Annotated in this window: 22 protein-coding genes and 1 pseudogene; 9 read left to right on the forward strand and 14 right to left on the reverse strand. The window is 73.3% G+C overall.

Annotated elements, in window-relative coordinates:
- Positions 1-16 precede the first annotated feature (16 nt).
- From ACIGXP_RS18300 to ACIGXP_RS18315, 4 genes are read right to left on the reverse strand one after another with little or no spacing between them, the layout of a single operon-like run.
- A complete protein-coding gene (locus ACIGXP_RS18300; protein ID WP_399769411.1) occupies positions 17-2071 on the reverse strand; it encodes an acetate--CoA ligase family protein in 2055 nt (684 codons plus the stop codon).
- Between the two features lies 1 nt (position 2072).
- Positions 2073-2255, reverse strand: a complete 183-nt coding sequence (locus ACIGXP_RS18305; protein WP_399769413.1) for a ferredoxin — start codon at positions 2253-2255, stop codon at positions 2073-2075.
- Positions 2256-2303: 48 nt separating this feature from the next.
- A complete protein-coding gene (locus tag ACIGXP_RS18310; RefSeq protein WP_399769415.1) occupies positions 2304-3560 on the reverse strand; it encodes an NADH-ubiquinone oxidoreductase-F iron-sulfur binding region domain-containing protein in 1257 nt (418 codons plus the stop codon).
- Complete coding sequence (locus ACIGXP_RS18315; RefSeq protein ID WP_399769417.1) at positions 3557-3982, reverse strand: hypothetical protein; 426 nt, start codon at positions 3980-3982, stop codon at positions 3557-3559. The genes ACIGXP_RS18310 and ACIGXP_RS18315 overlap by 4 nt, the downstream gene beginning before the upstream one ends.
- Before the next feature lie 376 nt (positions 3983-4358).
- On the opposite strand from ACIGXP_RS18315, the gene ACIGXP_RS18320 reads away from it, so the two are divergent.
- From ACIGXP_RS18320 to ACIGXP_RS18350, 7 genes are all read left to right on the forward strand, one after another.
- A complete protein-coding gene (locus ACIGXP_RS18320; protein ID WP_399769419.1) occupies positions 4359-5534 on the forward strand; it encodes an aromatic ring-hydroxylating dioxygenase subunit alpha in 1176 nt (391 codons plus the stop codon).
- Positions 5535-5705: 171 nt separating this feature from the next.
- Positions 5706-6830 carry a spermidine/putrescine ABC transporter substrate-binding protein gene (locus tag ACIGXP_RS18325; protein WP_399769421.1) on the forward strand — a complete coding sequence of 375 codons (1125 nt, stop codon included), beginning with the start codon at positions 5706-5708 and terminating at the stop codon, positions 6828-6830.
- Position 6831: 1 nt separating this feature from the next.
- Positions 6832-7716 (forward strand): ABC transporter permease, encoded by an 885-nt coding sequence (locus ACIGXP_RS18330; protein ID WP_399769423.1) that lies wholly within the window; start codon positions 6832-6834, stop codon positions 7714-7716.
- Positions 7713-8594, forward strand: coding sequence for an ABC transporter permease (locus ACIGXP_RS18335; protein WP_399769425.1), 882 nt, complete (start codon positions 7713-7715; stop codon positions 8592-8594). The genes ACIGXP_RS18330 and ACIGXP_RS18335 overlap by 4 nt, the downstream gene beginning before the upstream one ends.
- A 3-nt stretch (positions 8595-8597) precedes the next feature.
- Positions 8598-9668, forward strand: a complete 1071-nt coding sequence (locus ACIGXP_RS18340) for an ABC transporter ATP-binding protein (RefSeq protein WP_399769427.1) — start codon at positions 8598-8600, stop codon at positions 9666-9668.
- 26 nt (positions 9669-9694) lie between these two features.
- On the forward strand, positions 9695-11008 hold the full coding sequence (locus ACIGXP_RS18345) for a flavin monoamine oxidase family protein (protein ID WP_399769429.1): 1314 nt from the start codon (positions 9695-9697) through the stop codon (positions 11006-11008).
- Positions 11001-12422, forward strand: a complete 1422-nt coding sequence (locus tag ACIGXP_RS18350) for an aminobutyraldehyde dehydrogenase (RefSeq protein ID WP_399769431.1) — start codon at positions 11001-11003, stop codon at positions 12420-12422. The genes ACIGXP_RS18345 and ACIGXP_RS18350 overlap by 8 nt, the downstream gene beginning before the upstream one ends.
- Here ACIGXP_RS18350 and ACIGXP_RS18355 read toward each other — a convergent pair.
- From ACIGXP_RS18355 to ACIGXP_RS18380, 6 genes are all read right to left on the reverse strand, one after another.
- On the reverse strand, positions 12412-12732 hold the full coding sequence (locus ACIGXP_RS18355) for a hypothetical protein (protein ID WP_399769433.1): 321 nt from the start codon (positions 12730-12732) through the stop codon (positions 12412-12414). The genes ACIGXP_RS18350 and ACIGXP_RS18355 overlap by 11 nt on opposite strands.
- A 196-nt stretch (positions 12733-12928) precedes the next feature.
- On the reverse strand, positions 12929-14170 hold the full coding sequence (locus ACIGXP_RS18360) for an FAD-dependent oxidoreductase (protein WP_399769435.1): 1242 nt from the start codon (positions 14168-14170) through the stop codon (positions 12929-12931).
- Between the two features lie 30 nt (positions 14171-14200).
- Positions 14201-15367, reverse strand: coding sequence for an XdhC family protein (locus ACIGXP_RS18365; protein WP_399769436.1), 1167 nt, complete (start codon positions 15365-15367; stop codon positions 14201-14203).
- Positions 15360-17498 carry a xanthine dehydrogenase family protein molybdopterin-binding subunit gene (locus ACIGXP_RS18370; RefSeq protein WP_399769438.1) on the reverse strand — a complete coding sequence of 713 codons (2139 nt, stop codon included), beginning with the start codon at positions 17496-17498 and terminating at the stop codon, positions 15360-15362. The genes ACIGXP_RS18365 and ACIGXP_RS18370 overlap by 8 nt, the downstream gene beginning before the upstream one ends.
- Positions 17495-18487 carry a xanthine dehydrogenase family protein subunit M gene (locus ACIGXP_RS18375; RefSeq protein ID WP_363220702.1) on the reverse strand — a complete coding sequence of 331 codons (993 nt, stop codon included), beginning with the start codon at positions 18485-18487 and terminating at the stop codon, positions 17495-17497. Before ACIGXP_RS18375 ends, ACIGXP_RS18370 begins: the two co-directional genes overlap by 4 nt.
- On the reverse strand, positions 18484-19065 hold the full coding sequence (locus tag ACIGXP_RS18380; protein WP_363220703.1) for a 2Fe-2S iron-sulfur cluster-binding protein: 582 nt from the start codon (positions 19063-19065) through the stop codon (positions 18484-18486). Before ACIGXP_RS18380 ends, ACIGXP_RS18375 begins: the two co-directional genes overlap by 4 nt.
- Before the next feature lie 225 nt (positions 19066-19290).
- Between ACIGXP_RS18380 and ACIGXP_RS18385 the strand changes: the two genes are divergently transcribed.
- Complete coding sequence (locus ACIGXP_RS18385) at positions 19291-19869, forward strand: TetR/AcrR family transcriptional regulator (RefSeq protein ID WP_399769441.1); 579 nt, start codon at positions 19291-19293, stop codon at positions 19867-19869.
- Positions 19870-19944: 75 nt separating this feature from the next.
- Here ACIGXP_RS18385 and ACIGXP_RS18390 read toward each other — a convergent pair whose 3' ends face one another.
- Genes ACIGXP_RS18390 through ACIGXP_RS18405 form a run of 4 tightly spaced genes read right to left on the reverse strand, consistent with a single transcriptional unit; the run spans position 19945 to position 22801 of the window.
- Positions 19945-20181 carry a hypothetical protein gene (locus ACIGXP_RS18390; protein WP_399769443.1) on the reverse strand — a complete coding sequence of 79 codons (237 nt, stop codon included), beginning with the start codon at positions 20179-20181 and terminating at the stop codon, positions 19945-19947.
- The gene (locus ACIGXP_RS18395; protein ID WP_399769445.1) at positions 20181-20585 is read right to left on the reverse strand and encodes a hypothetical protein; all 405 of its coding nucleotides are present in this window, start codon (positions 20583-20585) and stop codon (positions 20181-20183) included. The genes ACIGXP_RS18390 and ACIGXP_RS18395 overlap by 1 nt, the downstream gene beginning before the upstream one ends.
- A gap of 57 nt (positions 20586-20642) precedes the next feature.
- The gene (locus ACIGXP_RS18400; protein WP_399769447.1) at positions 20643-22100 is read right to left on the reverse strand and encodes a sensor histidine kinase; all 1458 of its coding nucleotides are present in this window, start codon (positions 22098-22100) and stop codon (positions 20643-20645) included.
- Positions 22097-22801, reverse strand: a complete 705-nt coding sequence (locus ACIGXP_RS18405) for a response regulator transcription factor (protein ID WP_399769449.1) — start codon at positions 22799-22801, stop codon at positions 22097-22099. Before ACIGXP_RS18405 ends, ACIGXP_RS18400 begins: the two co-directional genes overlap by 4 nt.
- Before the next feature lie 265 nt (positions 22802-23066).
- On the opposite strand from ACIGXP_RS18405, the pseudogene ACIGXP_RS18410 reads away from it, so the two are divergent.
- A pseudogene (locus ACIGXP_RS18410) lies at positions 23067-24561 on the forward strand (MFS transporter).
- Positions 24562-24583 lie beyond the last annotated feature (22 nt).

The raw sequence follows: 24583 nt of genomic DNA on the forward strand, positions 1-24583 counted from the left end.
GGTCGGTCGCAAAGGGTCAGGCGAGTACGGCGCGGGAGTCGAGGGCGAGGACCCCGTGCGGGGTCACGAGCAGCGGGTTGACCTCGATCTCGGCGAGCTCCGGGTGGGCGGCGGCGAACGCGGTGATCGTCTCGACGGCCGCGGCGGCCGCGGCGACGTCGACGGGTGGTCTGCCGCGTGCCCCGTCGAGCAGGGCGGCGGTGCGCAGTCCGCGCAGCAGGTGCAGGGCACGGCCGGCGGTCACGGGGGCGAGGGTGAAGGCGACGTCGTGCAGGGCCTCGGCCAGCACTCCGCCCAGGCCCACCATGGCGACCGGGCCGAACCGGGGGTCGCGGTGGACTCCGACGATCAGCTCGACGCCGTCGGTCGGGTCCGCCATGGCCTCCACGCAGTAGGAGGCGGCGCCGAGCCGTGCGTGCATCTCGCGGAAGGCGGCACGGAGTTCGGCGGGACCGGCCAGGCCGAGTGCCACGCCACCGGCGTCGGACTTGTGCAGCAGGTGGAGGGCCTTGAGGACGTACGGCCCAGCGAACTCCTGGGTGGCTGCGAGCAGTTCGGGCTCGTCATGGACTTCCCGGGCGACGGGAAAGGCGAGTCCGGCCGCCCTGAGGGCGCTGCGCGTGGGCAGGTAGCCGCACTCGTGAAGGGGTGCTGCGGGGCGGGGCAGGGGTGTGACGCCCGTGTGCGGTGGGCGGGGTGCCGTGGCGGCCAGGGCGCGGGCGGCGTCCTCGGTGGCGGAGAAGACCGGGATGCCGGCCGCGGCGAGGGCCCGGCAGCTGGGTGAGGCGGGGTACATCGACTGCACCACGAGCGGCTTGGCCGTGGTGCGGTGGCGGGCGGCGATCAGGCGCGCGGCGGCCTGTTCCGCGTCCGCGAGGGCGCTTCCGCCTCCGCCGAGCCCGCCGTCGGCGGCTGCGTACCCGCCGAAGTAGCCGGTCATCAGGACGGCGTCGGTCTCCTCGGCCGTCAGCAGCGCGGCGACGGACTCGGCGTACGAACCCGGGTGCTGTTCGCCCATCCCGGCGAGGTCCACCGGGTTGGCGACGGCCGACTGGTCCCACAGGACCGTCCGGAGGTGGTCCTGGGTCGGCTGGTGCAGTTCGGGGACGGTCAGGCCGGCCGTCTCGACGGCGTCGGCGGCGATGACACCGTGGCCCCCGCCATCGGTGAGGACGGCGACCCGGCGTCCGGCCGCGCGCCGAGCGCCGTGCAGCGCGGCCAGCACGACGGTGAGTTCACGCGGGGTGGCGACCAGTTCCACACCGGCGTCCCGGCACGCCGCCGTCACCACGTCGGCGGAGGTGGTCAGCGCCCCGGTGTGGGACTGGGCGCTGCGGGCGGAGGCGTCACCGCGTCCGGCGGTGAGCAGGACCACGGGCTTGCCCGCTGCGGCGGCCGCCTCGGCGAAGGCGCGTCCGTCGGCGAAGTCCTCGGCGTAGACGGCGATGGCGTGGGTGCCCTCGTGCCGGGCGCAGTCGGTGAGCAGGTCGACGAGGGTGACGTCGGCCTGGTTGCCCAGCGAGACGAACCGGGAGAAGCCGAGGCCGTGCGGGCGGAAGCGGAGCTGGAGTTCCAGGGCGAGGTTGCCGCTCTGGCTGAGCAGCGCGACACCGCCGGGGGTGAAGGTGTCGGAGGCCAGGAAGAGGTCGGTGGTGTTGTCGGCCAGTCCCAGGCAGTTCGGCCCGACCATCACGGCGCCCGCGGCGCGTACGCGTGCGGCGACGACACGCTGGCGTGCCCGTCCCGCGTCGCCGGTCTCCGCGAAGCCGGCGGTGATGGCGACGATGGCTCGGGCCCCGCACCGCAGGGCCTCGTCGACGGCGTCCTCGAAGCCGGCGGCGGGTACGGAGACGACCGCCAGGTCGACGGTCTCGCCGATCGCGCTCAGGCTGGGGGCGGCGGTACGCCCGAGGACCGTGCCGCCTCGCCGGTTGACCAGGTGGACGGGGCGGCGGCCGTTGGCCCGCAGGGCTTGTGCGGCGATGGCGTGGCCGTACTTGGCGGGGTCGTCGCTGGCCCCGACGACGGCGACGGAGCCGGGGTCGAAGAGTGCCGACAGGTCGCGTCCCATGTCATTTCACCAGGCGGAGAGCGGAGTTGGGGCAGGCGGCGACGGCGGCGTCCGCGTCACCGGGAGCCACTTCGCCGACGCGGACCTGGGCGTACCCCCACTCGTCGAGGTCGATCAGCTCGGGAGCGGGTTCCTGGCAGAGGCCGTAGCCCTGGCAGCGGGTGGAGTCCAGCAGGAGTTTCACGGTCGGTCCCTTCGGGTGCGCGGGGCTTCGGGGCGAGGGGTGGAGCGGTCAGGGCACGGCCACCGTGAAGCGGCGGCCGTCGTCGGGTGCCGTGTCGGTGCACGCCGGGCAGCCGGAGCCGCGGTGGGCGTCGAGCCGGTCGGGGAAGTGGGCGAGGAGGGTGGCGACGAGGCGGGCGGCCGCGTCGAGGAGCCCGCAGGCCCCGCGCCCGGGCAGCTGCCGCGACCAGCGGTTCAGCTTCTCGGCCGCGTCGTCACCGGCCTCGCCGCGTGCCACGGCCGTGAGGGTGCCGGCCAGCGCACCGGTGCCGGACACGCACACACCGCACTGCCGGGTGCTCTGGGCCGCCAGGTAGGCGGTGGCCTCGGCGGCCATGGCGACCGGGCAGTCCTCCGGGTGCAGGAAGTGCAGGGCCCCGCAGCCGAGGGCTCCGCCGGCGGCCTTCAGCCCGTCGTGGTCGAGCGGCAGGTCCGTCCAGCCGGCGCCGTACAGCCCGCCGAACAGGCCGCCCAGCAGGACCGCCTCGGCCCTTCCGTACCCGCACAGGTCGGCGAGGGCCTTCAGATGCGTACCGGCCGGCGCCTCGACCAGCGCGGCGGCGGATCCGCCCGGTCCAGAGAGTGTCACCAGATGAGCACCGGCGACGGCGATGGCGGCGTCGGGGCACGCGTGCAGCACCGCGATCCGTGCCAGCGTCTCCACGTTGGCGACCAGTGTGGGGGCGCCGCCGACCCCCGCCTCGAAGGGGCGCGGGGGTTTCGCCGTGGGCAGCGCCGGGCCGCCCTCGATGCGCCGTACGACCGCGGTCTCCTCCCCGGCCACGTAGGTGTGCCGGGTCCGTACGACATCGACGCGCAGGCCGGCGGGACGCTCGCCGAGCGCGTGCCGGACGGCCTGTTCGGCGACGGGGTCGGAGAGGTAGACGAAGCCGTGTTCGGCACCGGTCAGGGCCGCGGCCAGCCGCAGGCCGTCCAGGACCAGGTGCGGTCGGTGGCACAGCAGCCACCGGTCCTTGACCGAGCCGGGCTCGCCCTCCTCACCGTTGGCGACGACGACGGGCCTGCCGGATGATGCGCGTACGGCGCGCAGCTTCGCGGCGGCCGGGAAGCCGGCACCCCCGCGGCCCCGCAGTCCGGCCTCGGCGATCAGATCGAGCAGCCGGTCGCGCGCGGGCAACGGCGCATACCCGCCCACGGCGAGATAGCGGGCGAGGTCCTCCACACCGCGGTGCGGCTCGGCGCCGAACACGGGGGAGACGAGCAGGCCGGGCTGTCCTTCGGGAAGGAGTGAGTGGACGCCGGTCATACGGTGCTCCTGGGCTCGGTGCGGTCGGAGAGGGCGGGGCAGCCGCGGGCTCTCAGGCGCGCCAGCGCGGTTTCCAGGGCCCGCCGTTGTGCGGCCGTTCGCGCGTAGGCGGTGCCGGGCAGGCCGATGAGCATGCGGTGGTGGTCGAGGACGACCTCGCCGGCCACCAGCGCCGGGCGGGGGTCGGCGGTCGCGGAGGCCGCGGCGGCCACGACCAGGTCGGTGACTTCGCGGAGGTAGCGCAGCCAGCCGCCCTGGGTGCCGCGCAGCACCAGCCGCTGGACGCGGTGGCGCTCGGCGGCGACCAGGTCGGGTGGCGGGCGGCCGTCCGCCGGGGCCCGGAGGGCGGCCACCGCGGCGGGCAGTTCCTGTTCGGGCTCGGGCGTGAGGCCGAGCCAGACCGGATTTCGGCGAGCGCTCATGCGGGCCTCCTGGGTCGCACCGTGTCCGGACGGCCCGGAACGGGGGTGGCGCGGCGAGGGCAGGGACGGGCGGTGCTCCGACGCCTGAGCGGGAGGGGCGGGGAGCGGGTGCGAGATGCCGGCCGGGAGGGCCGGGCACGACGGGGACAAACAGGTGTCCGGATCGGTGCGCGGTGCCCGGCCGAGCCGGACAGCGCCTGCCCCGACACTAACTAACTGATTAGTCAGCCCACAAGTCTTGACTTGGCGCCGCCCGGGCCGCACTCTGACTAACCAATTAGTCAGCCCGGGCCCGGCAGCCCGGGGCCCGACCTGCCTGAATCTCCCGCGCAGCCTCACCGCCCATCGCCGCCGCCGCGGCGCGGAGGAGGACTCCATGCACTCCCCGACCACCCGGGCAGCCGCCCTCTCCCCTGCCCCACCGGATCCGCCCCCCGAGCATCCCGGGGAAGCGCTGCCGGCCCGCTACTACACGGATCCGGCCATCGCCGAGGCCGAGACCGACCGCATCTTCGCCAAGTCCTGGCAGCTCGTCTGCCACGAATCCGACCTCCCCGGCCCCGGCTCCCGGCTGACCGCCACCGCTGCAGGCCGGGAGGTGCTGGTGGTCCGGACCGAGGACGGCGGCCTCGCCGCCCACCTCAACGTCTGCCGGCACCGCGGCACCCGCCTGGTCACCGCGCCCGAGCCGGCCGGCAAGGCGATCCGCTGCCCTTACCACGGCTGGACCTACAAGCTGGACGGACGCCTCGTCGGCGCCCCCGAGGCGCGCCGGATCCCCTGCCTGGACAAGCCCCGGCTCGGCCTGCACCCGGTCAACGTCGAGTCCTTCCTCGGGTTCGTCTTCGTCAACCTCGACATGGAGGCGACCCCGCTCACGGAGAGCTGCGCCGGGCTCGCCGAGGCCGTCGGCCGCTACGCCGGGCCCGCTCTCGTCCCCGTCGGCAAGCACCGCATCCACGACCTGTCCGGCGGCGAGCAGCAGAACGCCAACTGGAAGGTGATCGTCGACAACTACCTGGAGGGGTACCACGTCCCGGTGGCCCACCCGGCGCTCATGCGGCTGCTGGACTACCAGGCGTACACGGCGGACGTGCGGGAGGACTACGTCCTGTTCGAGTCACCGCTGCGCGACAAGCCCTCCTCGAACTGGAGCGAGCGGCTCTACCAGCGCCTCGCGACCCCGATGCCGGGGCTGACCGAGGCCGACCGGCGGGTGTGGCGGTACGCCGTGATCTATCCGAACACGCTCATCGACTTCTACCCTGACCACGTGCTCGCGTGGACCGCCCTGCCCACCGCCCAGGACCGGGCGGCGATCCCCGGGGGCTTCTACACGAGGCACGGCGAGAGCGTCCGCACCCGGCTGTCCCGGCGGCTGAACATCCGCATCGGCTGGGTCACCAACGACGAGGACGCCGAGTTGGTGGAGCGCGTGCAGGCCGGTCTGACCACGCCCGGTTTCCAGCCGGGCCCGCTGTCGCAGCGCGAGGCCGCCGTCGGCTGGTTCGCCCGCCGGGTCCGGGCCGACCTGGAGGGGGACACCCGGTGACGTCCTGCCGCGCGCCCCGCACCGTACGCCTCCGGACGGGCTTACCCCTCCCCCGCTGACGCAGCGCGCACCCTCCCCAGACCGGTCCTTCCTGCGGAGTCAGGGCCTCCGCGAGCCGACCAGCCGGTCCAGCCCTGGAGTTGTGCCGTTCCTCGACGGAGAGGACGTCCCGTGTCCCCCGAGGTTCCCCCACCCACCCGACGCGCCGTGCTGCGGGCCGGCGCCTGCGGACTGCTCGGCGCCGCGGCCGGCGGCTGCGGGTTCATGCCCGCCGAGCGCCCCGGCCCGCAGGCGCTCGCCCCGGTGAAAGCGCGCGTCGACGGCGATCTCGTCTACTTCAACTGGGCCGACTACGTCGACCCGACCGTGTTCAAGGGCTTCGAGAAGGAGTATGGCGTCAAGGTCATCCAGTCGAACTTCGACTCGATGGAAGGCATGGTCGCCAAGCTCAACGCCGGCAACCGCTACGACATCGTCTTCCCCTCCGCCAAATGGGCCCAGCGGCTGGCCCACGCGGGCCGGCTGCGCCGTATCGACCACTCCCAACTCACCGAATCCCACGCCATATTCGACACGTACACCTACTTCGCCGATCCCTGGTACGACCCGGGCTCCGCACACACCGTCCCGTTCACCGCGTACAAGACCGGCATCGGCTGGCGCCGCGACAGACTCGGTGAACCGAGCGGCTCCTGGCGGGACCTGTGGAGCGAGAAGGCGCGCGGCAGGGTCTTCCTGCTGGACGACCGCGACGAGGTGCTCGGCATGGGCGCCCTCGCACTCGGCCTGGACGTCAGCACCGGGAACACCGGTGACCTGGACCGCATCACCTCCCTGCTGGGCACGCTGCGCCCGCGGCTGCGCGGCTTCTCCAGCGACAGCTACAACAACCTGCTCAACGGCAACGCGGTCATGACCCAGGCGTGGAGCGGCGACATGGCCGCCATGCTCAACCAGGCCAAGGACCCCTCGGTGTTCGGCTTCGAGGCCCCCAAGGAGGGCACGCCGATCAACTCCGACTGCTACGCCATCCCGTGGAACGCCCCGCACCCCGGCACCGCGATGCTGTTCATCGACTACATGCTGCGACCGGAGAACGTGATGAAGAACATCGCGTACATCGGTTACCCGATGCCGGTGGCCGGTTCCGAGAAGACCTACGCCGAGCTGGTCAAACCCTTCCCCGAGTGCCTCGTCACCGAGGACGAGCTGAAGGGGGACCTGTTCTTCCGCAACGGCAGCCGCGCGGCGGAGGACGCCCGCGACACCGCCTGGACCCATGTGAAGGCGGGCTGACATGGCACGCCTCCCCCGCCGCCGGGGCTCCGACGCCACCGGCACCCGTATGTGGACCTGGCTGATGCTGCCCGGAACCCTGTGGATGACGGGATTCCTGATCGCCTCACTGGTCCTCGTCGCCGTCCTCGCGGTCGGCACCACCGACGATCTCGGCAACCCGCGCTTCGGCTTCGACCTGTCCGGCGTGCGCGCCCTCGCCGACCCGGCCTACACCGAGGTCCTGGCCCGCTCGCTGGGCTACGCCCTGCTGACCTGTCTGATCTGCCTGCTGATCGCCTACCCGGTGGCGTACACCATCGCCCTGTACGGCGGACGGTACAAGCACGCGCTGATCGCCGCGATCGTGGTGCCGTTCTTCGCCAACTACCTGGTCCGCATGTACGGCTGGTCGGTCGTCCTCTCCGACGACGGCCCCGTGCTGAGCGCGCTGCGTGCCGTCGGACTGGCCGACGGGAACACGAAGATACTCAACACCGGCGTCGGCGTGGTCGCAAGTCTCGTCTACGGCTTCGTCGTCTTCATGATCATCCCGCTGTACGCGGCCCTGGAACGGCTGGACGTCTCCCTCATCGAGGCCGGCCGCGACCTCTACGGCGGCCCGGTCCGCACCTTCTTCTTCGTCACCCTGCCCGCCACCCGGCAGGGTGCGGCGGCCGGGCTCGTCCTGGTCTTCCTGCCCGCCATGGGCGACTTCGTCAGCGCACAGCTCATGGGAGGACCGGACCAGATCATGATCGGCAACCTGATCCAGGACAAGTTCTTCCAGGGCCAGAACTGGCCGCTGGGCTCCGCGCTCACGATGCTGCTGATGCTGGTCCTGCTCATCGGGATGTTCGGATACCTGCGGCGCACCCGCATGGACGAGGCGGAGGCCACCCGATGACCCTGCTGCGGCTGCCCTCCGCCACCACCCCCGCCCGCACGACCGGCCGGACCCGCACCCGCCGCGGCCGCGCCGACCGCGGACCGCGGATCCTGATCGCCGTCACCGGCCTCTTCTTCGCGCTGCTCTACCTGCCCATCGCCGTGGTGGCCCTGTTCTCCTTCAACTCCAAGAAGTCGCTGACCGTCTTCGGCGGGTTCAGCCTGCGCTGGTACCGCGCCTTCGCCCACGACGACGTCCTCATCGCTTCGCTGGGCACCAGCCTGCGGATCTCCCTGGTGGCGATGGCCGGTTCGGTCGTCCTCGGCGTGGCGCTCGCGCTCGGTCTGGTCCGCTGCCGCACCCGGCTGGGCTCGCTGGCCGGCCTGATCATGCTGGTGCCGCTGATCACGCCGGAGATCGTCACGGGCGTGGCGTCGATGCTGCTGTTCAAGGGACTGGGCGTGGCCCTGTCGACCGGCACGGTGACACTCGCCGAGATCACCTTCTCCATCTCCTACGTCACCGTCATCCTCCGCTCACGGGTCGCCGCGCTGAACCCCGAGGTGGAGGAGGCGGCGATGGACCTGGGCGCCACCCGCCGACAGGCGGTCCGCCTGGTCACCCTGCCGGCCCTGCTGCCCGCTGTGCTCGCCTCCGCCGTCCTGATCTTCGCGCTCGTCTTCGACGACTTCGTCCTCGCCTACTTCACCACCGGCGTCGACCCGCAGCCGCTGTCGGTGCGGATCTACTCCGCGATCCGTTTCGGGCTGCAGCCCACCATCAACGCCGTCGGCACGCTGATGCTCGCGGGATCCATCTGCCTGATCGCCCTGGCCCTGTTCATCCCGCGCCTCTTCGGCCGCCGCGGCGGCCTCGACATCCTCTCCGGAGAGTGACCCATGGACGCGATGCCCGCAGTCCGGCTCGACGGCGTCTCCAAGCAGTTCGCCGGCTCCTACGCCGTCCACCGCCTCGACCTCGACATCGAGGCCGGCCAGTTCTTCTCCCTGCTGGGTCCCTCCGGCTGCGGCAAGACCACCACGCTGCGCATGATCGGCGGGTTCAGCGATCCGACCGAGGGATCGGTGCTGCTCGCCGGGGAGGACGTGACCGCCCTGCCGCCCGACCGGCGCAACGTCAACACGGTCTTCCAGAGCTACGCGCTGTTCGACCACCTGGGCGTCGCCGACAACGTCGCCTTCGGGCTCAAGCGCAAGGGCGTCGGCAAGGCCGAGATCCGGCGGCGTGTAGGCGAGATGCTGGACCTGGTCCAGCTCGCCGGCCTCGCCGACCGCAAGCCGCGTACGCTCTCCGGCGGTCAGCGCCAGCGCGTCGCCCTCGCCCGGGCGCTGGTCAACCGCCCGGCCGTGCTGCTCCTGGACGAGCCGCTGGCCGCCCTGGACCTGAAGCTGCGCCGGCAGATGCAGGTGGAGCTGAAGCAGATCCAGCGTGAGGTCGGCATCACGTTCGTCTTCGTCACCCATGACCAGGACGAGGCGCTGACCATGTCCGACCGGATCGCCGTGATGAACGAGGGGCGGATCGAGCAGTGCGGCACCCCCGAGGACGTCTACGAGCACCCCGCCACCCGGTTCGTGGCGTCCTTCATGGGCACCTCCAACCTGATGAACGGCACCTACCGGGGCGGTGAGGTCGCCCTGGACGGCGGTCCCGCCCTGCCGGTCGGCGCACGTCCCGGCGTCGCGGACGGCACCGCCGTCAGCGTCTCCGTACGCCCCGAGAAGATCTGGCTGTCGGACTTCGAACCGGGCATGTCGATGCTGAGCGGTGTGGTGCGCGAGACCGTCTACAGCGGTCCGACCACCACCTACCTGATCGAACTCGCCCCGGGGGTCACGCTGTCGGTGCTGGAGCAGAACACGGCCCGCGCGCGTATGGAGGACCGCTGGAGCGGCGGCGAGACGGTGGAGTTCGGCTGGCGGCCCGAGCACTGTCTGGTCCTGGCCTGAGCCCGCCCGCGACGAAAGCGAATGCGATGCATCACGACGTGATCGTGCTCGGGGCCGGGCTGGCCGGCCTCGCCGCCGCCCGGGACCTGGCCGCCGCCGGCACCGATGTGCTCGTCCTGGAGGCCCGGGACCGTGTCGGCGGCCGGGTCGAACAGATCCGTACTCCCGACGGCCGTACCGTCCAGCTGGGTGGCGAAGTGGTCGGACGGGCCCACACCGCCTACCTCCGGCTGGCCGAGGAACTCGGCCTGGAACTGGTTCCCAGCTATGTCGCCGAGCCGGGCGTCATCACCCGTTCCACCCCCGAGGGTCTCTCGGCCGGCGATCCGCCGCACTGGTTCGGCCCCGGCGATCTGGCCCAACACGAGTTGTTCGGACGGGAGTTCAGCGAACTCGCCGCCACGGTCGACCCCGACGACCCGTGGTCGCACCCGGAGGCGGCCGCTCTGGACCGGCTGTCCGTGGCCGACTGGCTGCGTTCCTGCCACGCCGGCCCCGCCGTGGTGCGGCTGTGGGAGATCGGCCAACTGGCGCTGGCGGGCGGCTCGTACGAGCGGATCTCGCTCCGGGCGGCGCTGCGCAAGAGCGCGGCGGTCCCGGGTACGGGGGACTACGACTACGACGCCTGGGAGGGGCTGCGGCCGGCGCGGGGGTCGGCCACCCTCGCCGAGGTCATGGGCCGCGAGCTGGGCCCGCGCATCCGCCTCGGGTCGCCCGTCGCCGCGCTGGACGTCCGCCCCGGGCACTGCGCCGTGCGCCTGGTCACCGGCGAGGTGCTCACCGCGGCGGCCGTGGTGAGCGCCCTGCCGGTGGGACCACTGCGGTCGGTCGCCGTCACCGGGGTGAGCGACGCCCGCCTGGCCTCGCTGCACCGGCAACGACAGGCGACGGCCGCGAAGTTCGCCGCCGTGTACGACCGCCCCTTCTGGCGCGCCGACGGCCTGAGCGGACTGTCCGAGGCCGAAGGGATCCTGGGCAGCACCTGGCCGCAGAGCGAGGGCGTGCTGTCGGCGTTGATACCGCCCGAGCGCTACGGCGTCCTGCTGGGCACCCCGCCCCATCTGCGCACCCCCGAGCTGCTCGCCGAGGTGGCCGCCATGTTCGGTGACGAGGCACTGCGGCCGACCGCCTGTCATCTGCGGCTGTGGGGCACCGACCCGTGGACCCGGGGTTATGTCACCCAGTGGCCGCCGGGCGAGGTGATGGCGGTCGGCCCGCTGCACGGCACGCATGAACCGCCGTTCTACGTCTGCGGCTCGGACCAGTGGGTCGCCGGATACATGGAAGGCGCCGTCCGCACCGGCCGAGCCGCCGCCGAGGAGGCACTGCGCCGTGGCTGACACCGACCGCCTCAACCACATCGCCGGCAAGGACGTGCCCGCCGCCTCAGGGTCCACGCTGCCCTTGGTGGACCCGGCCACCGGACTCCCGCACGGCACGGCTCCGCGCTCCGGCCCCGAGGACGTGAACGCGGCATGCCGGGCGGCACAGGAGGCCCTTCCCGGCTGGTCGGCCGCGACTCCGGCGCAGCGGCAGTCCGCGCTGCTGCGCATCGCCGACGCCCTGGAACGGCAGGCGGCTGCCGTGGCGAGCGCCGAGGTGACCGACACGGGCAAACCGCGGGCCCTGTTCCTGGCGGACGAACTGCCGGGGATTGTGGACGTGTTGCGGTACTTCGCCGGAGCGGCGCGGAACCTGCCGGGTGCCGCGGCAGCCGAGTACACACCGGGGCGCACCTCGGTGCTGCGCCGTGAGCCGGTCGGCGTCTGCGCCCAGATCACGCCGTGGAACTACCCGCTGATGATGGCCGTCTGGAAGATCGCCCCCGCGCTGGCCGCCGGGAACACGGTCGTCCTCAAGCCGTCCGACACCACGCCCTCCTCCGCCGTACTGCTCGCCCGGCTGGCCGCCGCGCACCTGCCGCCCGGCGTCCTCAACGTCGTGTGCGGCGACCGCGACACCGGGCGTACGCTCGTCGCCCACCCCGGCGTCCGGCTGGTCGCCGTCACCGGCAGCGTGCGCGCCGGTCAGGAGATCGCGGCGGCAGCGGCGGCCGACCTCAAGCGGCTGCACCTCGAACTCGGCGGCAACGCACCGGTGCTGATCCATGAGGACGCCGATCTCGGCCAAGCGGTCGAGGAGTTGTCGTACCTGTCCTTCTACAACGCGGGCCAGGACTGTACGGCTGCCACCAGGATCCTGGTCCAGCAGCGGATCCACGACGTCTTTCTGGAGGCGTTCGCCCGGCGGGCGGCGCAGCGCGTGCCCGGCGCACCCGACGAGGAAGAGGCCGACTTCGGCCCACTGATCCACGCCGGTCAACTCGCCGCCGTGCGCGGGCTGCTGGAGCGTCTGCCGGCACACGCCGAGGTCGTCACCGGCGGCGCGGCCCTGGCCCGCCCCGGTTACTTCCACCAGGCCACGGTGGTGGCCGGGGTCCGTCAGGAGGACGAGATCGTACGGAGCGAGGTGTTCGGGCCGGTCGTCACCGTCCAGCCCTTCGGTGACGAGGCCGAGGCCTTCCGGATGGCGAACGCGGTTCCCCAGGGGCTGGCCGCGAGCGTGTGGACCCGCGACCACGACCGGGCCATGCGCGCGAGCCGGGCGCTGCACACCGGCATCGTCTGGGTCAACACGCATGGCACGACGGTCTCGGAGATGCCGCACGGCGGCGTACGCCACTCCGGTTACGGCAGCGACCTCTCCCTCACCGGTCTGCTGGACTACACGCAGGTCAAGCACGTCATGCTGTGACGTCGGCCCGGCCGCTCTCAAGGATCTCCTTGAGGGCGGCGAGTTCGGTGTCGACCAGGTCGGTCTGCTCCTTTAAGACGGCGTCGGTGAGCGACGGCGGCCGATGGAAGGTGATCATGAACTCGGCGCCCTCGCCGTTGGGGACCACCCGGGCCGGTACCTGCCAGGAGGCGGTGTCGTCGACGTAGTCGTGATCGAGGATGCCGTACTCGGCGTGGGCGCGCAGCCGGAGCCGGGCCGGTCCCTGCGGGGTGGACATGCGCCACCAGTCGGGGTCGTCGGTGGGCTCGACGGACCGGACGTTGACCAAGGCCCACCTGGGCCAGTTCCGGTACGAGGGTGTGCCCCCGCTCGGTCAGCACGAGCCGGACCGTGCGCCGGGAGGCGGGATCGGGCTCGCGGCGGACGAGGCCCTTGGCCGCGAGGCGGTCGACCAGGCGTTGTCACGACAACTCTTGTCAAGGCGACAAACACTTCCGGAGCCCGGCCGGGTGGTGCCGCGGGAGCTACCGGACGGCCGCGGCGGGCGGGCGTTCCCGGAGGGCGCCGTAGGCGACGAAGTACGCGGGCAGTCGGCGAAGCCACCGCGACTCGGCGATCAGGCGTGCCACGCGCCGGGCCCGGTCCGCGCTGCCGAGGGGCGGCCGGCCTTGCAGGACCGGAGCGATGAAGCGGGCGTGGGCGGTCCGCTGGAGGGCCTGGGTGGCGACCGTCGTGGGACGGCGGCGGCGCTGCACCCGGTGCACGTCGCACAGGCCCACGGTTCCCCGGCGCAGCGGCTCGGCGAGACAGCGGGCGGCGGCGACGGCGTCCTGCACCGCGAGGTTGATGCCGATGCCGAAGACCGGGGACATCGCGTGCGCGGCGTCGCCGATGCACAGCAGGCCGGGGCGGTGCCAGCGGCGCAGCCGGTCCAGGCGTACGTCGAGGAGCTTGACGTCGTCCCATGAGCGCACGGCGTGCACGCGGTCGGCCATCCATGGGGCAGCGGCGGCGAATTCGGCCAGGAAACGGTCGAGGCCGGCGGCGCGGCGCTGGGTGTTGGTGCCCTTGGGGATGAGCCCGGCGCACTGCCAGTAGTCGCCACGGTCGATCATCGCGGTCAGGAAGCGGTCGCCGACGGCGCCGACGAGTCCTTGCGGGTCGCTTTCCCTGCGCGGCAGCCGGAACCACCATGCGTCCATCGGGCAGGTGAAGCCGTGCAGTCCCAGTTCCGGGCGGGCACGGGCCAGTGATCCCCGTCCGTCGCAGGCGACGGTGAGGACGGCGCGCAGCTCGCCGGTGCGGCCGTCGGAGGTGCGGTAGCGCACTCCGGTCACCCGCCCGGATTCGATCAGGAAGTCGGTCGCCTCGGTGTTCATGCGCAGACGGAAGGACGGCTCGCGCCGGGCCTCGTCCGCGAGCAGGTCCAGCAGGTCCCACTGGGGCACCATCGCCACGTAGTTGTAGGGACCGCGCAGCACCGTGAGGTCCGCGACCGTGACCGCCGAGCGGCCGGCTCCGATCGGCAGCTGGACGGTGCGTACGCGGCGCTGCGGCAGCCGGGCGAAGCGCTCGGCCAGGCCCAGGTCGTCCAGCAGCGCCAGCGTGGAGGGGTGGACGGTGTCACCGCGGAAGTCGCGCAGGAAGTCGCCGTGCTTCTCCAGGACCGTCACATCGACGCCGGCCCGGGCCAGCAGCAGGGCGAGCACCATGCCCGCGGGGCCGCCGCCCACCACACAGCAGGTGGTCCGTTCCCTCTGTTCCATGACGGTCCTGCCCTTCGGGAGAGCAGTAATTCATCGAGTGCTGAATATTATACTCTCCCGGTGAATCGGCGTCCCGGAGCCGGTGAGGGGAACACCCGTGCCGCCCCGCCGCGCGGCGACGACCTCCGCCACGATCGACAGCGCGGTCTCCTCGGGAGTCCGCGCGCCCAGATCGAGGCCGATCGGGGAGCGCAGCCGGGCCAGTTCCCGTTCGGTCACGCCTTCCGCCCGCAGCCGCCGGTTGCGGTCCTCGTGGGTGCGGCGTGAGCCCATCGCGCCGACGAACGCCGCCGGCCTGCGCAGGGCCTCCTTCAGCAGAGGCACGTCGAACTTCGCGTCATGGGTGAGCACGCACAGGACCGTACGGGCGTCGGTACCGGTGCGGCGCAGGTAGCGGTGCGGCCAGTCGACCACGACCTCGTCGGCGTCGGGGAAACGGGCCCGCGTGGCGAAGACAGGACGGGCGTCGCACACGGTCACGCGGTAGCCCAGGAACTTTCCGGCCCGCACCAGCGCCGCCGCGAAGTCGATCGCACCGAAGACGATCATGCGCGGTGGCGGCACGTTCGACTCGACCAGCAGGGTGAGACCGCCGGGGCAGTGGAAGCCTCCCCCGGACCCCGTCCGGGGGGATTCCCCTCCCGCTTCGCTCGCCGAGACGTCCACCGTGCCGGTGTGGCCCGCCTCCAGCAGGGCCCGTGCCTCGGCCGCCGCCGTCCGGTCCAGCTCCGGACGGCCGCCGAGGCCGCCCTCGTACGTGCCGTCGGGCCGCACCAGCAGGGCGCGGCCGAGGAGTGCGGCAGGGCCGCGGGCGACCCGGACGAGGGCCGCCGGCTCGTTCCGTGCGGCGGCCGACAGGGCCCGCACCAGGACCGCCCCTGCCTGTCCGGCCACGGGTGTGACCAGCACCTCGATCGTTCCGCCGCAGGTCAGTCCCACGGCGAAGGCGTCCTCGTCGCTGTAGCCGAACCGTTCGAGCACGCCCTTGCCGGTGCGCAGCGACTCCTGGCACAGCTCGTACACCGCGCCCTCGACGCAGCCGCCGGAGACCGAGCCGATGACCGTGCCCGCGCGGTCGACGGCGAGGGCGGCGCCGGGACCGCGTGGCGCGCTGCCGCCGACGGCCACCACGGTGGCGACGGCGAACTCCCGGCCCTCCTCGGCCCAGCGGTGCAGCTCCTCGGCGAGGTCAAGCATCCGGCGCCCCCGCGGCGGCCGACAGGACGCGGTCGGGGCGGATGGGCAGGCTGCGGTGGCGTACGCCGGTCGCGTGCCAGACCGCGTTGGCGACGGCCGCCGCGGCGCCGACGATACCGATCTCGCCGATGCCCTTGATCCCGACCGGGTCGTTCGGGTCCGTGTCCTCGATCCAGTCGGCCTCGACGTGCGGTACGTCGGCGTGCGTGGCCACGTGGTAGCCCGCGAGGTCGGCGCCGACGTGGCCGCCCGAGGCGCGGTCCCGGACGGCCTCCTCGTGCAGGGCCATGGAGATGCCCCAGATCATGCCGCCCCGGAGCTGGTTGCGGGCGGTGAGCGGGTTGACGATCCGGCCCGCCGCGAAGACGCCGAGCATGCGCCGCACCCGCACCTCGCCGGTGGCCGGGTCCACGGCGACCTCGGCGAACTGCGCTCCGAACGAGTGCCGTTCGGCGGGGGCGAGGGCGCCGATGGCCGCGGTGGTGTCGGACCGTACCGTGATGCCCTCGGCGGGGATGTCGGCCCCGAGGGCCAGCCGTTCGCGCAGTTCACCGACCGCGGTCCTGACGGCCCAGGACCAGGAGCGGGTACCCATGGAACCGCCCGCGATCATCGCCGGGCCGAAGTCGCTGTCGCCGATGCGCACCCGGACACGCTCCGGCGGCACCTGGAGTGCGTCCGCGGCGACCAGGGTGAGTGCGGTACGGGCCCCGGTGCCGATGTCGGCCGCGGCGATCCGGACGGTGAAGGTGCCGTCCGGGTGCGCGGTCGCCGTCGCGGTGGACGGCGCGGCGCCCGAGGGAAAGGAGGCCGCCGCCGTACCGGTACCGAGCAGCCAGCGGCCGTCCCGGCGCAGCCCGGGGCGCGGATCCCGGTCCGCCCAGCCGAACCTGCGGGCGCCCTCGCGGAAGCAGGCGGCCAGATTGCGGCCGGCGAACGGCAGGCCGGACACCGGGCCCTTGTCGGGTTCGTTGCGCAGACGCAGCTCGATCGGGTCGATCCCGCACTGCTCGGCGAGCTCGTCGAACGCCGCCTCCAGGGCGAACGACCCGGGCGCCTCGCCCGGGGCGCGCATCCAGGTCGGGGTCGGCACGTCGAGCCGTACGACGCGGTTGGCGGTGTGGTGGGCGTCGGCGTCGTACATCACCCGGGCCACCACGGCGCTCGGCTCGACGAACTCGTGCACCGTGGAGGTGACGCTGACCGAGCGGTGCTCCAGTGCCCGCAGCCGTCCGTCGGCGTCGGCGCCGAGCCGGACGCGCTGGGTGGTGGGGCTGCGGTAGCCGGTCAGCGAGAACATCTGGCGGCGGGTCAGGACCACGCGCACGGGCCGCTGAAGGACGGTCGCGGCCATCACGGCGGCCACCTGGTGGGCACGGGGGCCCTTGCTGCCGAAACCACCGCCGACGTGCTCGGAGCGTACGCGCACCGAGGCCGGGTCGAGTGAGAACAGCTTCGCGAGTTCGCCGACGACCCAGGTGGCGCCCTGGTTGGAGTCGATCACCTCCAGCCGGCCGTCGTCCCAGCGGGCGGTCGCCGCGTGCGGTTCCATCGGGTTGTGATGCTCTTCGGGCGTGGTGTACTCGGCGTCCAGGACGACGGCCGAGGCGGCCAGTGCCGCGTCGAGGTCGCCCTTCTCCGTCACGCCGGGCATATGGCCGTCCACCGGGTAGGCGTCCGCGCGCTCGCCCGTGAAGTCGATGTCGTGCGGCTCCTGCTCGTAGTGCACCACGAGCGTCTCGGCGGCCTCCCTGGCCTGCTCGGGCGTCTCGGCGACGACCAGGGCCACCGGCCAGCCCAGGTGGGGCACGCGGTCGTGCTGGAAGACCGCGCAGGTCGGGTCCGGACGCGTGCCCAGCAGGCCGGTGAAGTCGGTGTCGACGCGCGGGGCGTTGCGGTGGTCCAGGACCGCGAGAACACCCGGCATGGCGAGCACGGTGTCGGTGTCGAGGGCGCGGATACGGCCGCGGGCGACCGTGGACAGCACCAGCCAGCCGTGGGCGAGGCCGTCGAAGGGCACCTCTCCCGCGTAGCGGGCTGCTCCGGTGACCTTGTCCCTGCCCTCCACACGGGTGTGGGCGGTGCCGACCGAGGGCGCGTGGGTGACGGTTCCGGGGGTGACGGTGGTCATCGGGCGGCCTCCTCGGCGAGTTGGGACAGGACGGCCACCACGAGGTTGCGCATGAGGTCCACCTTGTATCCGTTGTGCGGCAGCGGCCGGGCCGCCGCCAGTTCGGCGTCCGCGGCGGCGGCGTAGGTCGCGGCGTCGGCCGTCGCACCGGTCAGCACACGTTCGGCGGCGACGGCCCGCCACGGGCGGGAGGCGACGGCGCCGAAGGCCAGGCGCACGTCGTGGACGACACCGTCCCGGACGTCGAGCGCGGCGGCGACCGAGCCGATGGCGAACGCGTACGAGGCACGCTCGCGGACCTTGCGGTAGCGGGAGGTGGCGGCAACCGGGGCGGGCGGCAGCGAGATGCCGGTGATCAGTGCGCCCTGCGGCAGGGCGGTCTCGCGGTGCGGGGTGTCACCGACCGGCAGGTGGAACGCGGCGAGCGGCAACTCCCCCGGGCCGTCGGCCGTTTCGAAGTGGACGACGGCGTCGAAGGCGGTCAGGGCCACGGCCATGTCCGAGGGGTGTACGGCCACGCAGTGGCCGGACGCGCCGAGGATCGCGTGGTTGTGGTGCTCACCCTCGATCGCGGGGCAACCGCTGCCGGGGACGCGCTTGTTGCAGGGCTTGGTGACGTCGGTGAAGTAGCCGCAGCGGGTGCGCTGCATCAGGTTCCCGCCGACCGTGGCCATGTTGCGCAGCTGCCCCGACGCACCGGCCAGCACCGCCTGCGCCAGCGCCGGGTATCGGCGCCGGACCTCGGGGTGGGCGGCCAGGTCGCCGTTGGTGACGGTGGCACCGATGCGCAGACCGCCCTCCGGTGTCGACTCGATGCCGTCGAGCGGGAGTTCGCGGATGTCGATGAGCCGGGCGGGCCGCTCGACACCGGTCTTCATGAGGTCGACGAGGTTGGTGCCGCCGCCGAGGAAGCGGGTGTCCGGATCGGCACCGAGCAGCGCGACGGCGCCGGCCACGTCGGAGGCCCGCTGATAGGCGAACTCCTTCATGCCGCCACCTCTTCCGCACCCGCCGTGGGAGTCGTACGTCGCTCGTCCGCCGCCTCTTCGGCGGCGCGGGCCACCGCCTCGACGATGGAGACGTAAGCGCCGCAACGGCACAGGTTGCCGCTCATCCGCTCCCGGATCTCGTCGGCTGTCAGGGGTGGTGGCCCCGCTTCCGGCCGGACGTCGTCGGTGACGGCGCTCGGCCAGCCCGCCGCGTGTTCCTCGATCACCGCGATCGCCGAACAGATCTGTCCCGGCGTGCAGTAACCGCACTGGAATCCGTCCAGATCGAGGAAGGCCTGCTGGACGGGGTGCAGCCGGTCGCCGTCGGCCACGCCTTCGATGGTGGTGATCTCACGGCCCTCGGCCGCCACGGCCAGTTGCAGGCAGGCGACGGCCCTGCGCCCGTCCAGCAGGACCGTACAGGCACCGCATTGCCCCTGGTCACAGCCCTTTTTGGTACCGGTCAGAGCGAGGCGCTCGCGCAGTGCGTCGAGCAGGGTGGTGCGGTGGTCGACGGGCAGTGTGTACTTCTCCCCGTTGATCTTCAAGGTGATGACACTGGACGTCGATGAGGCCATGAGCTGCTTCTTTCGCGTTTCCAGGGAGGTCAGGAGGGGTCCGGCTGCCGCACAGGCGCGGGGTTGTCGGGAGGGAACCGTGGCAGCCGGCGACTGCCGTGGGACGGCGTCCGCGGGCTATGGTGGACGCAACCGGACGACTGTCCGCTAACTGGAAACGTAACGGACAGCTGTCCGCTTAGCAAGGTCGAGGTTCGGCCACGACCCCTCGATCGAGGAGGACGAGTGCCGCAGCAGCAGGAATCACCCCGGCGCTCGGACGCACAGCGCAACCGCGAGCGCATCCTGGAAGTGGCGATCGCCGAACTGTCGCGCTGCGCGGACGCCCCGCTCAGCGGGATCGCGAAGAAGGCCGGGGTCGGACAGGGCACCTTCTACCGGAACTTCCCCAACCGGGAATCGCTCGTCCTGGAGATCTACCGGCACGAGATGCAGCAGGTCGCCGACGCCGCGGCCCACCTGCTGCGGACCCGGTCACCCGAGGAGGCCCTGCGTGCCTGGATGGACCGGCTCTCCGAGTTCGCCATGACCAAGGCCGGACTGGCCGAGGCGATCCGGCAGGCCACCAGCGCACCGGGCGGCCCGGGGAAGCCGCCCCCCACACCGGTGACGTCCGCGGCGGAACTCCTGCTGCGCGCCAACGACGAGGCCGGCACCATCCGGCCCGGAGTCACCGCGGACGACTTCCTCCTCGCCATCGCGGGCCTGTGGCAGCTCGACCCGCACGACGACTGGCAAACACGCGCCACCCGGCTCCTCGACCTGGTCATGGACGGCCTGCGCACCGGGGCGCCCGGAACCTGAGCGCCGGTCTCCCGACGGGGGCCGGGCATACGGGGGTGCCGGGCGGGGGGCGCCGCGCGGCGCCCCCCGCGCGGGTCAGCGGTCGGCGGTGCCCGCCGCGTCCCGGTCGGCCGCGGCGGCCGCGGATTCGGCCGCGTTCACCTTCTTCTGCATCTCGGCCAGTTGCGCGGGCCCGGCGGACGGCGCGGTGGTGGCCGCGCCGTCGGGCGTGGCCTTGGGGGAGGCACCGTCGTGGTGGGCGCAGCCCGCGCCGAGCACCACCACCAGCGCGGTGACCGCCGTCAGCGTCAGTGCCCGGCGCCGGGCCCGCATCAGCTCGCCGCCTTCCCGTTGCCGCCCGCCGCGCACCACGTCTTGACGGCCGCCAGGTCCTTCTGGCGCTGCTCCAGATTGGTCCGCAACGACTTACGGAACTCCAGCCGGTCCTGGAGGAAGCCGGCGATCTCCGTGTGGCCCGCCTTCTTCGCGTTGTCGACCCGCTTCTCCAGCCGCGCCACCGAGCCGCGCGTTCCCGCTCCGGCGTCGAGCCGCTGCAGGGCTCGTGTGATCCGGCGGTCGATCTTCGGCACCCGCTTGCACAATGCGTGGGCCCCGTCACCGGCCGGTTTGGCGGTGGGGGTGCTGTCGGCCGCGGAGGCGGTCCCCGCCGCGCCCGCCAGGACCGCTGTCATGGCGAGCCCCGCGAGCAGCGTGCGCGTGCGTCGTCGTACGTTCATCTGCCTCTCCGTTCTCTTCCGGTGGACGGCCAGGTCCGCCGTCCGCCGCGGGGGAGGCTACGGAGCGTCTTTGGGGAAACTCTGTGACCGGTTTGCCCCGGCTGTGCCGATGAGCCAGTTCCGCCGGTCCGGCAGTCGGCCACCGCCCGAGGGCAGCCGTACGGCGAAGCGGGCGCCGACCCCGTCGGGTCCGTCCGTCACCGTGACACTCCCCCGGTGCAGCGCCGCCTGCTGGGCGACCAGGGTCAGGCCGAGCCCGGAACCCGCGCTGTCCGGGCCGCGCTGGAACCGCTCGAAGATCCGGTTCCGGGCGGCGGGCGGCACGCCGGGCCCCTGGTCGTCCACCGTGATCGCGACCTGGTCCGCGGTGGCGCTCGCGCCCACCCGCACCCGCGCCCGGCCGCGCGCGTCCCGGCCGTGGGCCAGGGCGTTGCCGAGCAGGTTGTCCAGGAGCAGCCTGAGGCCGGGCTCCCAGCCGTGCACGGTGAGTCCGGGCGCGGCGTCCAGGATGATCTCGGCGTCCGGGGCCCGGCGGCGGGCGTCGGCGACGGCGGCGTCCGCCACGTCGGCGAGGTCGACGGGGCGGAACGCCTCCGCCTCCACCAGGTCCCCGCGGCCCAGCTCGCGCAGCATCACCAACAGGCCGAGCAGCCGGGCGTGTTCGCGCCGCAGGTCGGCGAGGACCTCGGCGCGGTCCGTTTCGGGCAGGCCCGGGTGGTCGGCGAGGATGTCGAGGTTGGTGCCCATGCTCATCAGCGGCGTGCGCAGTTCGTGCGCCGCGGCGGCGGAGAAGGAGCGGGCGGTGTCCAGGGCCTCGGCGGTGCGGGCGGCCTGTTCGTCGTAGCGGGCGAGGACGGTCCGCAGGGTGGCGGCCAGCTCGTCGACCTCGGTCACTCCGGTGCGCCGGTCGGCCGGCCGGGCGCTGCTGGTGCGCGGGTCGAGCCCGGCGGTGCGGCGGGTGAGACGGCGCAGCGGGGCGCTCGCACCGGCGGCCAGGCCCCAGGCGAGCAGGCCGGACAGGGGCGCGGCGAGGAGCGCGGCGAGGAGCACGCGGCGCCGCACGAGCCGGAGCTGGGTGCGGTCGGCGGTGTCGGTGGCGAAGACCCACAGGGTGCCGGTGGTGCCCCGGACGGGCCGGGCCAGGGCTCGCCAGCTGCGGGCGCCGTCGCGGACGGTGACCGGGCCGGCGGGCCGGGGCGGGAGGGTCACGGACGGGCCGGGCTGGGGGCCGCCGCTGAAGTCGGCGTGCGGTCCGACGACGCGTACGCCGACGTCGAGGGCCGCGCTGAACAGCTTTCGCTCCCTGGTGTCGGTGGCCTTGGGCCGGCCGTTCTCCGAGGCCCGCAGCAGCGACCGGGCGTCCGGGGCGACGGCCGCGGCCCGCTGGCGCAGATGCTGGTCCTCGGTGTGGTGCAGATCGCGGGCGACCAGGTTGAGCAGCAGCCAGCCGGAGGCCAGGACCAGCAGCGGGACGGTGCAGCCGACGGCGAGGCCGATACGGGTCGAGAGTCTCACGGCGTGTCCCGGGCCTCCCTGAGCACAAAGCCGACTCCGCGCACGGTGTGGATCAGCCGGGAGCCTCCGTCCGCCTCCAGCTTGCGCCGCAGATAGCTGACGAAGGTGTCGACGGCGTCGGTGCGCACGTCGAAGTCGTAGCCCCACACGCGTTCGAGGAGCTGGTCGCGGGTCAGGACGAGTCCGGCGTTGCGGGCCAGCACCTCCAGGAGTTCGAACTCGCGACGGGTCAGATCCAGCGTGTGGCCGTCCCGCTCGGCGGTGCGCGCCGCCGGGTCGATGAGCAGGCCCGCCACCCGCAGCAGCGCGCGGTCGGCGGGCGGCCGGCGGCGCAGCAGCGCGTGCAGCCGCAGCACCAGTTCCTGCAGGGCGAACGGCTTGACCAGGTAGTCGTCGCCGCCCGCCTGGAGTCCGGCGATACGGTCGGCGGTCTCGTCGAGGGCGGAGAGCATCAGCACCGGCAGGTCCCGGCCCGAGTCGCGCAGCCGGGTGCACACCTCGATGCCGCTCATCCCGGGCATCGACACATCGAGCACCAGGACGTCCGGTGGTTCCTTCTCGATCATGGTGAGCGCCCCGGGTCCGTCGGCCGCGGTGCGCACCATGAAGCCGTTCAGCCTCAGGCCACGCTCCAGCGACCGCCGGATGGCCGCGTCGTCGTCGACGACCAGCACCGCACCGGGGCACGCGTTGTCCCTCATGCGCCCTCCCTCATCGCCCGGTCAGGGTACGTCCCGTCCCAGCCGCCCCGTTCAGCTCCCGCCCGGCGACCGTCCGGAAGCGGTGGGGCGGCCGGGCCGTAAGAAGATCGACAAGGCCGGTGCCCGGAAGCCGATGGCGGCATGCCGCCTGCACATTTCCCGCGCGCTCGAACGGGATGTGTGGCCACGTCGCGGCGCGGGAACTTGACTCGCCCGGGTGCGGTCCTGGTGAGCCGGGTGCCGGCCCGGGGAGAGGAGCGCCCCGGTGACAGCGTCAGCCGCAAGCGGTCGGGACGGGTACGAACCGGACCCGCGCCGGTGGCGGGCCCTGTGGGTCACCCTGGTGGCCGGCTTCATGAGCCTGCTGGACGTGACGATCGTGGCGGTCGCCCTGCCCACGGTCCAACGGGACCTGCACGCCTCCCCCGCCCAGGTCCAGTGGGTGGTGTCCGGCTACGCCCTCGCCTTCGCGCTCGCCCTCGTGACCGCCGGCCGGCTGGGCGACGCCCTGGACCGGCGCCGTATCTTCCTGCTGGCCCTCAGCGGATTCGCGGTCTGCAGCGCGGCGTGCGGAGCGGCCCCCGACATCACTCTGCTGGTGGTGGCCCGCCTCGCCCAGGGACTGGCGGCCGGATTCATGGCGCCCCAGAACTCCGCGCTGATCCAGCAGATGTTCCGCGGCGCGGAACGCGGCCGGGCCTTCGGTCTCTTCGGCACCACCGTGGGCATCTCGTCCGCCGCCGGGCCTCTCACCGGCGGCGCCATCCTCGCCCTGGCCTCCGGTGACCAGGGCTGGCGGTGGATCTTCTACGTCAATGTGCCCATCGGCATCCTCGCCGTACTGCTGGGCCGCCGTCTGCTGCCCCGCACCCGGCGGTCCGGGCGCGGCCATGTGGATCTGCCCGGCGTCCTGCTCCTCGGACTCGGCGTGCTCGCGCTGATGTACCCGCTGGTCCAGGCGGACTCCGGCGGCATCGGCAGTCTCTGGTGGCTGTTCCCCGCCGGCGGCGCGGTCCTGGCCGTCTTCACCCGGTGGCAGCGCCGGCTCGTCGGTCGCGGTGCCCAGCCACTGCTCGACCCGCGTCTGTTCACCACCGTGCGCGGCTACGCCGTCGGGGCCGGTGTCGGCACGCTGTACTTCATCGGCTTCAGCGGCGTCTGGCTGGTCTTCGCGCTCTTCTACCAGCACGGCCTGGGTTACTCCCCGCTCCGCTCCGGCCTCGCCGTGACCCCCTTCGCCCTCGGCACGGCGGGCGCGGCCGTGGTCGCCGGCCGGCTGGTGGACCGGTACGGCCGCCTGCTCACCGTGTGCGGTCTCACGGGTGTGATCGCCGGCCTGGGGGGAACCGCGCTGTTGCTCCGCTTCGCACCGCCCGGCATTGCTGCCTGGGCCGCTGCCCCGGTTCTGTTCCTCGGTGGCGTCGGGGGCGGCTTCGTGGTCTCCCCCAACATCACCATGACCCTGCGGGACGTACCAGTGCGCATGGCGGGCGCGGCGGGCGGTGCCCTGCAGACCGGGCAGCGGCTCGGCGCCGCGGTGGGGACCGCCGCGCTGCCCGGCCTCTTCTATCTGGTGCTCGGCAGAAGTGACGACTACCGCGCTGCCCTCGTCACCGCGCTGGGCGCCGCCCTCGTCGGCATGGCGGCGTCGCTGGCACTGGCGGCGTTCGACTGGCGGCACGACCGGCGGATCCGCCCGCACCCGCCGGAAGTGCCCCGACGAGGTCGCCGACGGCCCGGTACACACCGGGCAGACCTGACCCCGCCCCCCGTGCAGGACAC

This window comes from Streptomyces sp. NPDC053069 (assembly GCF_044546895.1).
Taxonomy (GTDB): Bacteria; Actinomycetota; Actinomycetes; order Streptomycetales; family Streptomycetaceae; genus Streptomyces.